Origin of the sequence: Microcoleus sp. AT9b-C3, assembly GCF_036705485.1 — a bacterium.
Lineage (GTDB): Bacteria > Cyanobacteriota > Cyanobacteriia > Cyanobacteriales > Microcoleaceae > Microcoleus.
Map to the genome: position 1 here is coordinate 17,532 of NZ_JAUBUR010000036.1, position 17,147 is coordinate 34,678.

Below are 17,147 nucleotides of genomic sequence, written 5' to 3' on the forward strand. Positions count from 1 at the left end.
AATTCATCTGAGAACAAGAGATAGTTTGGGCGCAGAAACTGTTACAAATTTTTCATAATTAGTATCACAAAACCTACCGAAAACGAACAAGATCACACGCAAAAAATGCTCCGACTCTCCCAAACCCAACTCAAAATCCTCGAAGAATGCCCCCGCAAATTCCAACACAGCTACCTAGAACTACTCGCCACCACCGCCTCCCCAGAACACAAAGAAAAACTCACATGGGGAAGCCACTTTCACCTATTAATGCAGCAGCGAGAACTCGGACTTCCCATTGAATTTATCATCCAACAAGACCCCGAACTGGGACGCTGTGTGGCAGCATTTATCAACACCGCACCCGAACTTTTCGCCGAGTCAGAAAATAGCGATCAAATTTTCCGCCAAGCCGAACACCCCCGCACCCTAATTTTCCAAGACTACCTATTCACTGTTATCTATGACTTGCTAATAGCCGAACCAAACGCCGCCCAAATTCTCGACTGGAAAACCTATCCCCGCCCTCAAAAATCAAAATGGATAGCCGAAAGTTGGCAAACTCGCCTCTATTTATACGTTTTAGTAGAAACCAGCGACTATTCCCCCGAACAAGTTTCCATGACATACTGGTTCGTACAATTGCAAGGAGAAGAACCGCCGCAAAAACTCACATTTGATTACAACCAAACACAACACGATCGCACAAAACAAGATTTAACCCACCTATTGCAGCAGCTAACCGACTGGCGACAGCGCTATACCGAAGGCGGCGAATTCTTACCCCAAGTAGAAATTAGTTCCAATTTGTGCGATTCCTGTCAATTCGCCACTCGCTGCAACCGCACACCTGACACCCAAGCTTCCTCACCAAATCTTTCCGCAGAAACTCCCACAGATTGGCTGCCAAATATTGCTATAATCGACGAAATATTTATTTAAAATATATAAAAAAGCCCCCCAATTTTTACTCGTTACTAGGCTCTGCCTGGTAACGCAGATACAGAGGAAGAGCCTCCACTTTTCCCGCTCGTAAGCGAGGCAGAGCGTCTGGAAATGGGTTCCCAGGCATAGCCGGGGAACCAGTGACTCCCTTAAGTTGTATTTAACATACAAAAAAGCCCTCGGATTCATCTGTGGTAAAAATCTAAAAGCTAAAATCGAATGACAGAAACCCCTCAAAACTGGCAAAATCAACCCTTACCCCAACCCCCAGCTTGGCTGATAGAAGCTGTCAGGAACCACGCACCAGAACTCCCCGGAAACTATGCCGCCGCACTTTTGTGGTATAGAGGAATTCAAAACCCCGAACAAATACCCGGTTTCTTAAATCCCAAACTTTACCAGCCAGCAAGTCCCTTTGAATTCGGACTAGAAATGAACTGGGCGATAGAAAGAATCCAGCAAGCACGAAACAGCGGCGAAAAAATAGCAATTTGGGGAGATTTCGACGCCGACGGCATTACCTCAACTTCCGTGCTTTGGGACGGAATGGGAGAATTTTTTGCTCAAAATGACCAACTAATTTATTACATTCCCAACCGCTTAACCGAATCTCATGGACTCAATATCGCGGGAATAGATGCCTTAGCAAAATCTGGAATTAGCTTAATTATTACCTGTGATACCGGAAGTACAAACATCGCTGAAATCGAATATGCGACTAGCTTAAATATCGATACAATTATTACCGACCATCATACATTACCTGACAATCGCCCGCCAGCTACAGCCATTATCAATCCCCGCTACTTTCCCCCAAACCACCAACTATTTAACCTCTCAGGAGTTGGAGTAGCCTACAAATTAGTTGAAGCATTATATCACACATTACCGGATATTCCGCAGCGCCCGCTCACAGATTTATTAGAATTAGTAGCGATCGGCTTAATTGCCGATTTAGTCCAACTTACAGGAGACAGCCGCTACCTAGCACAACTCGGCATCCAACAACTGCAAAAACAAATCGCAAACCCCACCCGCCCAGGAGTTGCAAAATTGCTCGAACTGTGCAAAAGATCGGGCGATCGCCCAACCGACATTTCCTTCGGGCTCGGCCCCCGAATCAACGCCGTCAGCCGCATTCAAGGTGATGCTAGCTTCTGCGTAGAACTCCTCACCAGCCGCGACAAAAAACGCTGCGAAGAACTAGCAAATTTAACCGAAATTGCCAACTCCCGGCGCAAATCTTTACAAAAAGATGTTGCCAAAGATGCCGCCAACAAACTAGCCAAACTCGACCTTTCAACTACTAGCGTCATTGTCCTCAGCGACCCGCAATGGCCCGTAGGTGTATTAGGATTAGTAGCCGGACAAATCGCCCAAGAATACGGTCGTCCCGTGATTTTATTCAGCACAGAAGGAAGCGAAAAAATTAATGAAAATTCCCCAGAAATGCAATTTACCTCCTTCTTAGATTCAGAATCACCAACACTTTCCCCATCCAACATTGCCAGGGGTTCCGCACGTTCCGCCAATCAAATCGACCTTTACCAATTAGTCAAAGACCAAGCGCATTTATTGGACAGATTTGGTGGTCATCCCTTCGCCGCCGGATTGAGTCTCCCAGTTGAAAATATCCCCCTATTTACTGATGCGGTAAATCAGCAACTGCGACAACAATACAGCACCGATAATTTAACAGCAGCCCCCGTTCAAGCCGACCTAAAAATTACTGTCTCCGAATTAGGCAAGGACTTATTTCAAGAACTAAAATTGCTCGAACCGTGCGGTATGGGCAACCCCGTCCCCAAATTGCTAATTGAAAACTGCTGGTTTGACAATCTGTGGAATCAAAAAATTAAGGATTTGAAAGGGCAAAAAGTAGAATATATCAAAACAGAATTTACAATTAGGGATGAATCTACCGATATGGGATTTCCCGGCATTTGGTGGGGACACAATCAAAACGAGGTTCCCCAAAGCCGGTGCGATGTCACCGTTGAACTCGATTTTAATACTTACAAATCGCGGTATGAAGTGCGCCTCGTATCAGTGCAAGAACGCACGGAAGACAACCAAATAAATTCTCAGACTCCAATAGATTGGATTGTAGACTGGCGCAATAGAAATAACGATGAAGAGTTATTAGGCGCTAGCACAAACTTAGAATCTCAAATGCCGATCGACAATCTAGTTTACAATTCCGAAAAGGTCGATCGCGAAAACTCGATCGTCCTCAAAGAATGCCCCGCAAGCTGGGACGAACTGCGGATCTGGTTTCGGCAAGCACAGTACACTCAGAAAAAACTCGCGATCGCCTATACTTTACCTCCACTCGTACCCCCACAGCAAATCTGCCAACAGCTAATCGGCATCGCCAAATACCTCAGCCGCACCAACAAACCCGTCACCAGACAACAACTCCGCCAAAAACTCGGCATCAGCGACACATCGCTGCAACTAGGGTTCAAAACCCTAACATATCTCGGTTTCAAAATCAATTATCGCGATCGAGCTTTCCACATCGCCAGACAACCCGAAACCGCACAGCAGCAAGACGCGCCAGAGGAAATCACCAAACCCTTATTAGATAGCCAATCCATTCAATTCTCAGTGCCAAATTCCCCGATTGCCACCCGTTTTGCAGCGCAATTCCTAGCAGCAGTCTCCGAAGAACAATTCCGGCGGAAATATTTCTGTGAAGTACCCCTGTCCACCATTGTGTCGATCGCGCGAGAAACCGTTTTCCAAGAAGATTCTCCAGCAATTCCCTTCTAACTGAGATATTGCACCATTGTTAAGAACGGACTCTCCGGCCCGTTCCACTCATAAGATAACTTTGCTTATGGGTTACACACGCTGTTACCACTGGTTGGGCTGGCTTTTGGAGCCCTGAAGCGAGAGAAATTTTTGTGGGTCTGGCTTAAGAGGTCTATTCCTGACACGGCGGCAACATCTCAGTTCTAAGAAATATCTTAGTTCTGAATTCATCCCGATAAAATAAGGCATAGGGCAATGCGAGTTATCCGTTGCGAGTCAGGCCCAAAACTCATAACTCCTAACTCACAGCCCAAAACCCAACACTCCCCACCGCTTTCACTCGATCGCCCATCTCCAATTTAAAACCCCTATGCTTCTGTGTCCCCGGTGCCAATTTGAAAATCCCAATCCAAACAAGTTTTGTCAACAATGCGGAAATTCCCTAATTTACAAACCTTGCCACGAATGCGGTGCCCAAGTCGCTTTTAGCGCCGCATTATGTCAGAATTGCGGCGTCGCAACAGGTCAAGTGTGGCGGGCGATTATCTGCGGTCGATCGAATTTTCCAGCAGTCGAGCCACAGGAGTCAACCCTACCCCCAGCCGAGTTTGGGCAAAAACCAGACATAGTTCCAGAAACCGCATCGCCCCAAAACTCTCCTGAACCAATCACAGACGCCATTAAAACAGAAATTACCACCCCAGTCGAACCCCCAACAGCAGTCGAACCAACTTCTCCACAGACCGAAGTCGCCGAATTCAGCAGCCCAGAAATAGACGCTGTGGTAGCCGTGGGGGCGATCGCACCAGCATCCTTTCAAACAACAGAAAAAAGCTCTACTACAGCACCAGAGCGCGAAATAACCCCATCTGAACAGAATTTTACAACCGCCCCACAGCCTAAACAAATCCCGGAAGCAACCGAGAACCCCGACAGCCCAAACATAGCTGACACCTCCCCTCCATCTCCAGAATTCCCCATCCCCAATTCAGAATATTTAATCCCTTCCCAGCCAGCGGGAGCTTATTTAGACACTCAGCAGCGCTACCAACTCCTAGAAACCGTGCCGCCGAGAAAACGCTCAGACACAGTAGCAGTAACAGTATTGGACTGTCAGCCGCTGGAAATGTCACCCCTCAAAGCCATGCTAGCAGCCAACTCTGCCAGCGTCGCCAGACGAACATCCCCCTATACCGCAGCAATTAAAGGCGGAGAAAATTCAACCAATTCCGCCTTAGCAGAGCTTTGCCAAGGCATAGCTGAACCTTATCTGGCACTGCGGTGGCAATTCTCTCAAAACCTGCCAGTCATTCACGATAGCTGGTCAGACAACGAACAAGCAGTGCTGCTGCTAGAAGACTGCTCCCAATGGCCGCTGCTGGTAGAACGGTGGAGTCAACCGGAAACTTCCACCCAGCAAATTTTATACTGGCTGCACGAAATGACAGAACTCTGGGCTGCCCTAGAACCCTGGCGCTGTCGGCAAAGCTTGTTGGAACTGACAAATTTGCGAGTCAACCCCGACTCTTCCTTTTCCTTGGCTTCTTTGCGGCTGCAATACCTCTATCCCGAACCCGCCGGCTCAAACCTGCAACTGGTAGATTTGGGGCAACTGTGGCAGGTGATATTTAGCCAGTCCGATCATCATCGCACTCAGTTTGGCGCCTTGATCGAACTGCTGCAACAAATGTATAGAGGCGAGATTAACACAATCGAAGAATTGCGATCGCGCCTAGAAACAGTTCCCCTCGAACTTCAACCCCCACCTTCACCAAGCTCAACCCCGACGCGGCGGCCTTTCCGCGGCTCCGACGAGTCGCCCCCCGACGTTGGCGAAGTATTAACCCAGCCCATGCCACTCCAGATTTACAGCTTAGAAGACGCAGGCCTCACCGATGTTGGCCGCACGCGCGACCACAACGAAGACTTCTTCAGCATCTGGACTCAGCTAAACAAACTCGAAAGTTCCTTCGGTCGCATTTTTCAAACCAAAGGGCTTTACATTCTCTGCGACGGCATGGGCGGACACGACAGCGGAGAAGTAGCCAGTCAACTAGCGGCTGAAACTCTCAGAGAATTCTTTCAAACCCGTTGGGAAAATCAACTACCTCCGGCAGACACCATCCGCGAGGGAGTCCTGCTAGCCAACAAAGCCATCTTTGAAATCAATCAAAAAGACGGACGCTCCGGCAGCGCCCGCATGGGTACAACTCTAGTCGCAGTCTTAGTTCAAGACACCCAATTCGCCGTTGCCCACGTCGGCGACAGCCGCCTCTACCGACTGAGAAAGGGACAAACCCTAGAAAAAATCACCTCCGACCACGAAGTAGGTCAGCGCGAAATTAAGCGCGGGGTTGACCCGGAAACTGCTTATGCCCGTCCCGACGCCTATCAACTAACTCAAGCCCTCGGCCCGCGAGACAGTAATTTTCTCAAGCCTGACGTGCAGTTTTTAGACTTGTGCGAAGATACCTTATTAATTTTGGCTTCCGACGGCCTGACAGATAATGATTTGTTGGAAACTCACTGGCAGAACACTCTTGAACCCCTATTCAATGCCCAAGCTGATCTCGACCAGGGAGTTGCCCAGTTGATTGAACTGGGTAACAAACGCAACGGTCACGACAATATCACGGCAATTATCATTCGCGCGCAGGTAGGCGCATTTCGATTTTAGAATTTGGATGCTGCCAACTTTTTCAAAGGTGGCACATTTCCCCTGTGACGACCGGGGCTAAACCTGCAATTGTTGGAGAGAAAAAAACAGCTTCTGCCGTTTCCGGGCAAGGCTTTACTGCTCGCTCTGTTTTCTAGGTATCCGCTGTTAAAACCGCTTCGGTTTGAGTGTTCAAAAAATGATTACAGACCCATACGATTGCATAAAAGCTGTGAAGTACCAACCATTTATCCGTAGCTTTAATTTTGAGATTGTGTTCCGGGAATCTACCGGAAAAAGTGGCTTGATAGTAAGTGGATTCATCATAGTTGAAAGAGCTTTTACTTACAAAAATAGTTAGTATAATGAAAAAAAATTAACTAAAATGAAGTGATTCAGCAGGCGGGCTGATGCAAAATCTGTTTTATACTCGATCGCTATCGTGGCAAGGTGGGCATAGGTGGGAAGTGTCCGCCCTACATATATGTGGGGCTGACATCACAATCTGCTGCTACATAAAATTTACGTAAAAGTTTAGCGATTGTTTACTTAGTTTTTGTTGTTGCAATTGTTAAATCGATCGACTGTGTTTTAAGGAGCGATCGACCCCTCACAAATTTTATGAATAATTGTTCCCAAAAAACTATTTATAAATTCATGGTTTATGGAATATTCAATCACAATCAGGATATTATAAAGGTTTAGTGAAACTCACCTGTGAAGCTCATAATTAATTTTTAATTTCTAATTTTTCAAAGCCCTACGCCCCTAATCTGTAAATTTCCGCCAACTCTCACTGCCACATCAGGGAGTTCAACCACATCAATCGAAAATGCTGCTGACTCTTTTAGATCCAGACAAACAGACCCCCCTGCAACAGTGGAGTTTCGAGAGCGAATCCATTATTCGCATCGGCCGCTCTCCTGAAAATCACGTTGTGATCCCCAATGCTCTAGTGTCACGGCAGCATCTGGAATTGCAAAGAGTTAATAGCGGGAGATCCAGCCAGTGGTACTTAGTCAATTCCGGGACAAATGGCACTTTGGTGAACGGTATTCTCATGTCTCAGGGTTGGATATCCGACGGTGCCCTGATCCAGTTGGCGCGGGGCGGCCCAATTCTGCATTTCCAAGTGGTTACTATTGAAGTCGGTGGCAAGATTGAGGCGAACCCCACCGTCAATCTCGTGGCACCGAGGTGTACCCACGCGGGAAACCCGCCGGGGAATTTATTCTGCATCCACTGCGGCGAACCGATTAAAGTCGATCGCACGGTGCGCCACTACCAAGTGCTGAGAACTTTGGGCCAAGGCGGTATGGGAACAACGACTTTAGCCTGGGATCGAGATAAAGGGAAAGCTCAACAACCCGGAAGTTCCCCCGCAGCTTCTCTGGTAGTCCTCAAGGAAATGAATGCTGATATGGCTCAAATAGTCAAAGCTCAAGAACTGTTTGAACGTGAAGCTAAAACTCTCAAGGCCCTCCACCATCCGGGAATTCCTCAGTTTTTTGACTTTTTTGTGGAAGGGGGCAAAAAATACTTGGTGATGGAAATGCTCCACGGCGAGGATTTAGAAAAACGCATCTACAACCGCGGGCCTGTTGCTCCGCAACAAGCAATAGAGTGGATGATCCAAACCTGTGAGGTTTTGGACTACATTCACTCTCAAAAACCCCCGATCGTCCACCGGGATATTAAACCTGCTAATTTGCTGGTGCGCCACCGCGACAATGGCATTACAGTGCTGGATTTTGGTGCCGTTAAAGAAATCGGCACTCCTCCAGGGACTCGCATCGGCGTTGAAGGCTACACCGCACCAGAACAAGACCGGGGACAACCTCTCCCTCAGTCGGATTTATATGCTATTGGGCCTACTTTGATTTTTTTGCTGACGGCCCAAAGCCCTCAAAACTTTTACGGGAAAATAGCTGGAGGTTATGGGTTTAAGCTCGAAAATATTCCGACGATCGCCCCCAAACTGCGGGAGACCATTTTGCGAACCACGGCAGCTAAGCCTGGGGATCGCTTTCAAACTGCTCAACAATTAGCTCGAGCTTTAGCAGCTTCCCTTTAATAGAAGTCAAAAGTCACAAGTCACAAATTAAAAGTCACCAGTCATTAGGAAGAGGGCAAAGGGAAGAGGGAAGAGGGAAGAAGCTAGCAACGGAAATTTATGAATGAAAATTTACCCATCGCCTCGAAATTTCTCTCCGACACCCCAGTCCTCCGTCTTCTGTGTTATTCTTCGTCCCAAGCTTCTACAGCTATCAACTCGCTCACGGGGTCTTGCATAGAAAAATCAAACTCTAGCAATTGCTGTTTCCAGTACGGCCATTCGTCGCCGTAGAGCAGAGCAATTTTCCAAATACTGTCTGTCGGTTTGATAATGTCAGACGTGACGAGAGAATGCACCTGACGCTGGAACTTAACCATCGGCTGTATCACCTTCTGGCTCATAATACCTCTTGAATTGTTTAAATCTTGTGTAATTACCACTTCCCAGCGCACACTCTTTATCGCAGTTTCGCCAAGAACAGTCTAGCCAAGATACGTGTAGATTTTAGTCGGGAAGCTACATATTCAACTTGTATCTCAACACTGTTCGTTTTGACAAGGCCCTATAAGCAAGACTGAATAGTCAAGACCGACTTCAAAGAATTAATCATCTTTAAAATGTCCAGCTATATGCTGTCGATCGACAGTGGGAGGTTTGCCGCCTCGATTGTTTCCACATAGTGGTAGATGCAAGGGCTGCGTTCGGCTTGTTCTTGACAAGGATGAGTTTGCGTAGGAGAAACTGCAACTACTGCTCTTTCGCTGCTACAGCGTAATTTCCGCTTTCCTGCGGGTAAACCACACCTGTTTCACCTTCGACGCTGGGTTCGCTGTGAGAGTGGGATGTGAACTACATAAACTGATTATAGCTCTACTCACCGCAAAAGCGATCAAAAATTGTTGGATACTGTTGATCGCCAGCCCTAAATGTCGATCGAACATTCAAAGGCGACAGCAGGGCGGGGGTACAAGGAAGTCCCAAACCCATCGTCCGTCCTGATTGAGTCAATCTAAAATCTAAAATCTAAAATCTAAAATCTAAAATTGTATGACTTGGACAAGGCGACACATTCTCACTCTGGCTGATTTTACCTCGGACGAATACGATACGGTGCTGCAAACAGCAGCCAGTTTTCGGGAGGTGCTCGGCCGCCGCACGAAGAAAGTGCCGGCCCTGCAGGGTCAAGTGGTCGCGAATTTGTTTTTTGAACCTTCTACCCGGACTCGCAATAGTTTTGAGTTGGCTGCGAAGCGGCTGTCGGCGGATACGCTAAATTTTACGCCGGGAAGTTCTTCTCTAACGAAGGGGGAGACTATTCTGGATACGGCTAAGACTTATCTGGCAATGGGAACGGATTTGATGGTAATCCGGCACGAACAAGCTGGAGTTCCCAGCACGATTGCTTCGGAAATGGATCGCTTGGGTTCGAGAGTCAGCGTTCTGAATGCTGGAGACGGCCAGCACGAACACCCATCGCAAGGTTTGCTAGACTTATTTACTATTTGTGCTTTGTTAGATACCGAACGTCCGCGGCTGGAACTTTTAGCGGGCAAAAAAATTGCTGTGGTGGGGGATATTTTGCATTCGCGGGTGGCTAGGTCTAATATTTGGAGTTTAACAGCTTCTGGGGCAGAGGTTCATTTGGCCGGGCCGCCGACTTTGCTACCGCTGTTGTTTGCTGAGTGTGGCGATGGTAGGGAAGGCAAGTTATTTTTGCATTGGCAGCTTGAACCTGCTTTGGCCGATGCTGATTTTGTGATGACTTTGCGGCTGCAAAAGGAACGGATGAGCAACCATTTGCTGCCGAGTTTACGAGAGTACCATTCTTTGTACGGGATTACGCGCGATCGGCTGAAACTCTGCAAGCCGGATGTGAAGGTGTTGCACCCTGGCCCGGTTAACCGTGGCGTGGAAATTAGTTCGGATTTGATGGACGATGCCCAGTTTAGCCTGATTTCTCAGCAAGTTACCAGCGGCGTGGCGGTGCGGATGGCATTACTTTATCTAATCGGCGGTGGTAAAGTTTAGGCTGTTAGTTGTTAGTCATGAATTTCGGATATTCCATGATTTTCAGGCTCGATCGCCTCTTTACAATAATCGTTACCCGGTCATACCGGGTAACGATTAAAACTCTTTCTAGAAATGTAAAGTGTTCTAGTTAAGAGTTAGGAGAGCCAGGACGCAGACACCCAGCCACCACCTTTCAGTTGGGCCCAGCCGTGTTTGTAACGACCGGTCAATTTTACGTGGTCTCCATAATATAACTTGCCGATTACATGAGAACAGCTATCGGGGCGGTTGCGGATATTCAGTCGGCCGCCATTCGTGACAACTTTGGCGTAGTTGTGATGGCCGTGATGAGCGCGATGGCCACAGTGTTTGCGGTAGCAACCTGCTGCCTGGGCTTCGCCACCGACACTCAGAACAGATAGGGCTACTGCCATACCTGCAACGCCTATCCATGCAGAATTAGGAATTTTCAAGCCCAGTTGGTCTAACGACTTGACTTGGAGTTCGGACTCTGGAGATTCATAAGCAACAAAAGAGTGGCTCAATGCTAGTGCTTCCATAGTTTCCTCGTGATTGTTGTTAACATTTGTTGGTGCAGACTCAGGTCGAAACCTCAATTAACAGCCCAAACCATTAACTTCTGTTTCAGAAAAGGCACAAGAGGGCGTTATGGTCTTGCTGTTGCCGAGTATCCGCCAATTTGCCTGAACCTTGCACAGGTATATCATGTCATTTATGTAGCTTTCCGGAACAAAAAAATAAATAAAGTTTACATCTGCTGCTAAAAATTTTGCCGACGCGGATCAGAAGTTTGGGCAGAATTAAACTTAACTGTGTCATTCAAAAGGGAAGAAAGTAATCGTTTGGGGTTTGAGATTGCTTGTACTGAGTTACGAATGACACTACTTATTGGGTGTGCTTATTTATTGAGTTGCTACAGCAATACTGGCAGTTAATTTTATCGAACAAGTATTTGGCTCGTCCTCAAGTACGGTATGAATTGGGTTGTGGTGAGTCATATTGTAGCCGATCGCACTCGTGCAGAAGTTGGGGGCAATGGCGTCGGGTCCTTGCCCGTGCTACGAGATTGGTCTAAAAATTAGTCTCCCGGTGTCCCCGACAAGAATTCAAGACAAATCCATCGCGACTTGATTTGTGTCAAGATCAATTAACTTCTCCACCACCACTTCTTTGGCAATGAACTCCTTCGCTGCACTTTCGATCGGCACCATTCCTCAACGCCATGAATCAGACAGCTTCGCCATTACGTTAGCGCCGTTGTCTGTAGAGGAAATATACGCTTTGGCAGATGACCCCGCCAACGGAGCCGTGGTAATGATGAGCGGTACAGTCCGCAACCAAACTGACGGTCAAGCTGTAGTTTCCCTAGAATATCAAGCCTACGAACCGATGGCCGTGCGAGTATTCCAGCAAATCGCTACGGAAATCCGCCGCCAGTGGGCCGATGTCAATCGGGTCGTGATTCACCACCGCGTCGGACAGTTGCAGGTGGGGGAAATCAGCGTACTGGTGGCTGTTGGCTGTCCCCACCGCGGGGAGGCCTTTGCAGCTTGTCAGTACGCGATAGATACGCTCAAACACAATGTACCGATTTGGAAAAAGGAACATTGGGCCGACGGTTCTAGCAGTTGGGTTAGTATTGGAGCGTGCGAAGTTGTCGGGCATTAGTAAGCAGTCACCAATCATTGACTGTTTGATGACTCAAGCCGATCGCAGTTTCCGATCGCGGGAACCAATCGGGATCAGCTAGCGTCAAAAAGAGTGGAATGTTCGATGAGCCAATTCCACCGATGAGCGACTTTATTTCCGTGTCCTGGTCTGCGGTTGTGGCGACCGTTCAAAGAGTGCAATTGCCAGCCGAAAAACTCTCTAATTATGACTTGGTGTTGCGTTGTCAGGAAGGAAATCGACCTGAGAGCACTGCCTTTTCAGAACTGTTGAAGCGGTATCAGTCCCACGTAGACAGGGTACTCTATCATTTGGCCCCTGACTGGCAAGACCGAGCAGACTTGGCTCAGGAAGTCTGGATTCGAGTGTACCGCAATATTAACCGCTTGCAAGAGCCTGTTAAATTTCGGGGCTGGCTGAGCCGCATCGCCACTAATTTGTTTTACGATGAGTTGCGGAAGCGCAAGCGGGTGCGAACTCCGCTGTCGCTCGACGTACCCCGTACTCTGGAAGATGGCGAGGTGGATTGGGAAATTCCGGCGGACAGTCCGGGGCCTGATGAAGATTTGACGACTAGAGAATTTTACGACCAGTTGCGGGTGGCGATCGCCGATTTGCCGGAAGTATTCCGCACGACAATTGTTTTAAGAGAAATAGAAGGTTTAGCCTATGAGGAAATAGCCGAAATGACCGGAGTTTCTCTGGGAACTGTCAAGTCGCGAATTGCTAGAGCTCGCCAAAGATTGCAGTTGGAATTGCAAAAATATCTCGATGGTAATTAGCAAAAGTAATTTCAGAGGCGAATTAAGAAGATTTGGTGATGTTTGCTGTCACATCAAAAATTCTCTTTTAAAATATAAATAAGCAGTAATCATTCTAACAGCGAGGGCATCCTTCCCCCAATTAAAGCAATTGTGAAATATGAATTATAACTTTGAATCGGATAAAAATCAGAATCAGCAAGGTATCGGGGATTCACTCGCTGAAACTCAAGCTAACAACAATTATCCCCAGGGGAATGTAACTACTATGATGCGCGATCGCTTTGAATTGCTGAGTGCCTACCTCGACGGCGAAGTGACGGCTGCAGAACGTCGGCAAGTTGAGGACTGGCTGACAAATGACCCCACTACAAAACGTTTGTACTCGCGACTGCTGATGATGCAGCAGAGTTTTCAGGCAATGCCGGTGCCTGCTGCCGAACAATCTGCCGAGGAGTTGGCGACGAAGGTTTTGCAGCGGGTGGAACGCAAGCCCAAACAAACTTGGATTGTAGGTGGAGGTGCGATCGCAGCTTTGTTGATTGCGGTGGTGTCTGGTGTCGGTGGCGGCCGCCAATTGTTTGCTCCCCAGTTTGCTCAATCGCCCGTTCCTGCTGAATCTGACGGTTTGATTATGGCTTTAAACGAGCCTCTGGTGGAGATGGTTAATCCCAACGATTTGATGCTTGAGGTGAATGCACCGATCATGGATATTCCTAAAGTTGATGTAGCAACCCCTCAAAAGTCCTTGCCAAAGGCGCAGTAGGATTTCTGTTTGGAGCATCAATGAAGTTGCTAAGCTCCCTAGAAAATGGGGATTTTTGCTGTTTTTCCCAGTTTTTCAAGGTGGATATATCCTTAGACATTTTCCTGGCTTGGAATGACTTATTGTGGGGCGATCGCATATTGATATCGGAGTAAGTAGCGAGTGGAATTAGAGCGGGCGATCGCACTTGTCACCGATTTTTTGCAGATTTGCGATCGGCAACAGCAATGTCTCCTCAATTTCCTGCCGAACAGCAGGAGATACATTACAACCGCTATTGAGGCAATCTACCAGCAATTTATTAGCATCGTAATACTTCCTCAGCAATAACTTCTGCTGTTCGCTAAATTGCCAATCGTGACCTATATTGCGATACTTAATCATCACATTTATTAATTGCTGAGTCCAATTTCGACCTTTAGCTTCCCACCACTCCCGCTCGCTTTTCCACCACTCCTGTATTCTGTTTGGATATGCTGAAGCATATAGTTCGTCTCTAAGTTGTTGCAGAGATTGCTTTAATTCTGGTTCCAGATTTAAATTGAGAGTAAAGGCGAGGATAGAGACAAGATTGCGACCTGATGCAGCAGCATAAAGATAGGGAATATTAAGGTCAATGGCATAGACCATTGCAACGTCAAGAACAATATCAGTAGCCAAGTCAGAGTGGCGTTCAGTAGCCAAGCCAGAGTCACGTTCATTGTCATAATAAGAAGTAAAGTCCAAGAAAAAAAGTTCAAGGGGTGGTTTAAAGGTATGGTCAATGGCATAACCAAGAATACGGATCAAATTTAGGTCAAAATTCAAGTCCGAACGAGGGTTACTAACGCGATCTACCTCTCGACCCAGATAAAAAGCGCGGATAGCGGATGGTTTATAGGGAGCCTTAATGGAATAAGATTTATTTCTTATCCACACTAGGAACTGCTGCAACTGCTCATCCTCAGCGACCAGCCCATCAACTTGCTGTCTCATTGACAGTAACAAGTCATCAGCTTTTTGCAACATCCCAACTGCTAAGAACAATACTTCTCGCCAACGCTTCTCGGTCAGGTGGCTGACCAGTTTTCCCAAAGCTTGTAGAGTCGAATTATTAACTATTTTTCTAGCAGTGAAATACTCTTGAAATGTTAGATGAGAAAACGAATAAATTCCTCTTGCCCTCTCCACTAATAATCCATGTTGTGCCTCGATCGCCTTCAGGACAACCTCACTATGGATGTCCAACTGAACTGGGTCACTTGTGCCATCGGGTAAGTTAGCCAGATAGTCGGCAATCAATTGCTGAACTGTGTTTTTTTCAAAAAAATAATCGCCACGATCGAAAGTAATAGCTGCCACAAAAGCAAGTAAATGTTGCTTGTGGGAAAAATTCAAATTGCGATAAACTTCATCCCGTTTAATGCCTCTAGTTTCATCCCATTTTCTGAGCAAAATTTCCAGTCCTTCTTCATACAACTTGGCTCTGTTGGATGGAAAATCTGCTTTTGCTTGGAATACTAAACAAGTCAGATTAAGCAAAATTGGCGTTACTGCCAGTTCTCGGATTTGCTGATTTTTTTGCAGTTTCAGCTTCTCTACAAATTGAGATGCTAAAGCTTTCCCTGCCTCCAGATTAGGGGAAAATGCTACAAACCAATTTTTAGCAAAGGCAGCGATTTGCTGGTTATTAAAATCGGCTACCTCAACACAGGTAAAAGCTTCGTCGTGAAATCGGTACTTAGCAGCGGCAATTCGACAGGTAATAATAAACTGATTGTTGTAATACTTTTGGACAAACTGACGAATTTGTCTGACGACTGCATCGCTATCTGATTCTGGCACTTCATCTAAGCCGTCCAATAAAATCAAACCTCTGCCTTGATTGAGTGCGAATTCAGTTTGCGCTCGCGCCTCAACTCCGCAACTGGCAAATTCGTCGATGATATATTCTAATAAGTCAAGATTAGAGATTTCAGCAAAGGTTTTCAGAGAGATAAAAATCGGTATTTTGTTTGCTTCAAATTCTGAGCGATCGCACTGAATGGCAATGTGTTTCAAAAAAGTAGTTTTACCGGAACCAGGTTTGCCGAGTACCATCAATTTAGAGTGAGATTTCACCGCATCCAATCCTGGTACTCGTTTCTGGCGTACTTTACCTAAACCTAAGCGGTTAAAGTTATCCGCATCTGGGTTGAAGCCTTTGAGTAAATCGCTAATTTCTCCCGGCTGCCAACTGGTAATTTCCTCCAAAATGTTGACTTCAACGTAGAGCTTGCTGACATCAACGGGCTGTGCAATATCCAACAGTTGCATTTTGCTGTAAAGCTGTTCGATTTTGCTGTGGCATTTTTGCCGGATCTCTTCGACTACCGAATCAGTGTCTAAATTCGATGGCTGCGTATTTTCTGGTGGAGGACGATCGACAATTTCTTCCCACTTCAACTGCAAAACCGTGCAGAAAGCCTTGAAAGCATTGGCTTTAATAGGTTCTTGTCCTCGTAAGAAACGCCTCCAAGTTGGCAGCGACAGACCATCGGCATAAGGACCTGCCTCTGTCCAAGTTCGATCGGGTTCTAATTTTTGACTAGCTTCTACTAACCATTTGGGGTCTTCTATTGTCGAGCCCCTTTCTCTTCTAGCTTGCTTAATTTTTACTAATCCCTCCTCAGAGGCTTTGAGGGTCGTCATTATATAATTTACTTCTCTAATTGTCAATGTCAATTTTAGATCAGTTTAGCGATCGCAAACTGAGTTTGTCAAGACCCCAGCAACAAAGAGAAAATGATCCTGACAACAACTGCAAGGCATACAGGAAAAGTCAGGCATAAATCAGGCAAAATTAACCCTTCAGAATGCCATTCTGTTGTGTCTCTAAAAATCACCTATTAAATAATGAGAAAGGATAGCAACATGAAAAATAGTATAAATGACCTTCCCTCCCGTGGAATAGGCATAAAACTTATTAGCAAAATTGCCGATAAGCTAAGCTATACACGCACTTCTGACGAGCGAAACCGTCTATTAATTGTGAAATATTTTCATCCAGGTATAATACCACCCCAACCTCCGCCTCAATCTGGTTATTTAAAGCGGGTAGTTGACTTGTGGAATGCCTTTATTTTGGGGTGGCAAAAGCAACGAAATTACCAATTTTATCAAACTTATAACCAGCCAATTAAAACAATTCACCTTCAAGTCAATACTGACATCAAGAGTGTTGTTCAAGTTTTATGGTGGGTCGAGCAGTTTTTTTTTAGAGTATCTACCCATTCCAGAAGCAGTTTTGCAGCAGTGCAAACTTGCTACGATAGAAGGGTTTACAAATGCTGTTCGCCACGCTCATAAAAATCTGCCCTTGGCAACTCCCATCAACCTTGAAATAACCGTATTTAACGAACGCCTAGAAGTCAAAATTTGGGATATGGGAGAGCCTTTTGACCTCCAAGCTAAGTTAATTGAAGAATTACCAGTTATTTGGAGCGAGCTGGGATTTATGCTTGACTAAAGCTGTTCTGTAATCCCAGCTTTAAATTGACAACAAAAAGA

General features: G+C 46.4%; 12 protein-coding genes. 9 read left to right on the plus strand and 3 right to left on the minus strand.

The window, feature by feature from the left end:
* The first annotated feature begins 105 nt into the window (after positions 1-105).
* From QUB77_RS25430 to QUB77_RS25445, 4 genes are all read left to right on the plus strand, one after another.
* Positions 106-921: a PD-(D/E)XK nuclease family protein gene (locus QUB77_RS25430; protein ID WP_333178420.1), complete on the plus strand. Its 816-nt coding sequence runs from the start codon at positions 106-108 to the stop codon at positions 919-921.
* A 222-nt stretch (positions 922-1,143) separates the two neighbouring features.
* Complete coding sequence (locus QUB77_RS25435; protein ID WP_333178417.1) at positions 1,144-3,699, plus strand: DHH family phosphoesterase; 2,556 nt, start codon at positions 1,144-1,146, stop codon at positions 3,697-3,699.
* Between the two features lie 352 nt (positions 3,700-4,051).
* A complete protein-coding gene (locus QUB77_RS25440; RefSeq protein ID WP_333178414.1) occupies positions 4,052-6,358 on the plus strand; it encodes a serine/threonine phosphatase in 2,307 nt (768 codons plus the stop codon).
* Positions 6,359-7,169: 811 nt separating this feature from the next.
* Entirely contained in the window at positions 7,170-8,411 is a 1,242-nt protein-coding gene (locus QUB77_RS25445) for a protein kinase domain-containing protein (protein ID WP_333178410.1), read from the plus strand.
* 164 nt (positions 8,412-8,575) lie between these two features.
* Here QUB77_RS25445 and QUB77_RS25450 read toward each other — a convergent pair whose 3' ends face one another.
* Positions 8,576-8,794, minus strand: a complete 219-nt coding sequence (locus QUB77_RS25450; protein ID WP_193973492.1) for a DUF4327 family protein — start codon at positions 8,792-8,794, stop codon at positions 8,576-8,578.
* 646 nt (positions 8,795-9,440) lie between these two features.
* Between QUB77_RS25450 and QUB77_RS25455 the strand changes: the two genes are divergently transcribed.
* Entirely contained in the window at positions 9,441-10,421 is a 981-nt protein-coding gene (locus QUB77_RS25455) for an aspartate carbamoyltransferase catalytic subunit (protein WP_333178408.1), read from the plus strand.
* A gap of 137 nt (positions 10,422-10,558) precedes the next feature.
* On the opposite strand, the gene QUB77_RS25460 is transcribed toward QUB77_RS25455, so the two are convergent.
* Positions 10,559-10,963, minus strand: a complete 405-nt coding sequence (locus QUB77_RS25460) for an SH3 domain-containing protein (RefSeq protein WP_333178405.1) — start codon at positions 10,961-10,963, stop codon at positions 10,559-10,561.
* Positions 10,964-11,600: 637 nt separating this feature from the next.
* Here QUB77_RS25460 and QUB77_RS25465 point away from each other — a divergent pair.
* From QUB77_RS25465 to QUB77_RS25475, 3 genes are all read left to right on the plus strand, one after another.
* A complete protein-coding gene (locus tag QUB77_RS25465) occupies positions 11,601-12,092 on the plus strand; it encodes a molybdenum cofactor biosynthesis protein MoaE (RefSeq protein WP_333178479.1) in 492 nt (163 codons plus the stop codon).
* A gap of 122 nt (positions 12,093-12,214) precedes the next feature.
* Positions 12,215-12,874: a sigma-70 family RNA polymerase sigma factor gene (locus QUB77_RS25470; protein WP_333127308.1), complete on the plus strand. Its 660-nt coding sequence runs from the start codon at positions 12,215-12,217 to the stop codon at positions 12,872-12,874.
* A gap of 139 nt (positions 12,875-13,013) precedes the next feature.
* A complete protein-coding gene (locus tag QUB77_RS25475) occupies positions 13,014-13,619 on the plus strand; it encodes a zf-HC2 domain-containing protein (protein ID WP_333178402.1) in 606 nt (201 codons plus the stop codon).
* A 168-nt stretch (positions 13,620-13,787) separates the two neighbouring features.
* Here the strand turns inward: QUB77_RS25475 and QUB77_RS25480 are convergent, their stop codons facing one another.
* Entirely contained in the window at positions 13,788-16,289 is a 2,502-nt protein-coding gene (locus QUB77_RS25480; RefSeq protein WP_333178399.1) for an NACHT domain-containing NTPase, read from the minus strand.
* 421 nt (positions 16,290-16,710) lie between these two features.
* Between QUB77_RS25480 and QUB77_RS25485 the strand changes: the two genes are divergently transcribed.
* Positions 16,711-17,106 carry an ATP-binding protein gene (locus tag QUB77_RS25485; RefSeq protein WP_333178396.1) on the plus strand — a complete coding sequence of 132 codons (396 nt, stop codon included), beginning with the start codon at positions 16,711-16,713 and terminating at the stop codon, positions 17,104-17,106.
* Positions 17,107-17,147: the final 41 nt, after the last annotated feature.

Bases quoted from the DNA above. Each gene is read 5' to 3' on its own strand.
- QUB77_RS25430 (WP_333178420.1), top strand. From the start codon at position 106: ATGCTCCGACTCTCCCAAACCCAACTCAAAATCCTCGAAGAATGCCCC.
- QUB77_RS25435 (WP_333178417.1), top strand. From the start codon at position 1,144: ATGACAGAAACCCCTCAAAACTGGCAAAATCAACCCTTACCCCAACCC.
- QUB77_RS25440 (WP_333178414.1), top strand. From the start codon at position 4,052: ATGCTTCTGTGTCCCCGGTGCCAATTTGAAAATCCCAATCCAAACAAG.
- QUB77_RS25445 (WP_333178410.1), top strand. From the start codon at position 7,170: ATGCTGCTGACTCTTTTAGATCCAGACAAACAGACCCCCCTGCAACAG.
- QUB77_RS25450 (WP_193973492.1), bottom strand. From the start codon at position 8,794: ATGAGCCAGAAGGTGATACAGCCGATGGTTAAGTTCCAGCGTCAGGTG.
- QUB77_RS25455 (WP_333178408.1), top strand. From the start codon at position 9,441: ATGACTTGGACAAGGCGACACATTCTCACTCTGGCTGATTTTACCTCG.
- QUB77_RS25460 (WP_333178405.1), bottom strand. From the start codon at position 10,963: ATGGAAGCACTAGCATTGAGCCACTCTTTTGTTGCTTATGAATCTCCA.
- QUB77_RS25465 (WP_333178479.1), top strand. From the start codon at position 11,601: ATGAACTCCTTCGCTGCACTTTCGATCGGCACCATTCCTCAACGCCAT.
- QUB77_RS25470 (WP_333127308.1), top strand. From the start codon at position 12,215: ATGAGCGACTTTATTTCCGTGTCCTGGTCTGCGGTTGTGGCGACCGTT.
- QUB77_RS25475 (WP_333178402.1), top strand. From the start codon at position 13,014: ATGAATTATAACTTTGAATCGGATAAAAATCAGAATCAGCAAGGTATC.
- QUB77_RS25480 (WP_333178399.1), bottom strand. From the start codon at position 16,289: ATGACGACCCTCAAAGCCTCTGAGGAGGGATTAGTAAAAATTAAGCAA.
- QUB77_RS25485 (WP_333178396.1), top strand. From the start codon at position 16,711: ATGCCTTTATTTTGGGGTGGCAAAAGCAACGAAATTACCAATTTTATC.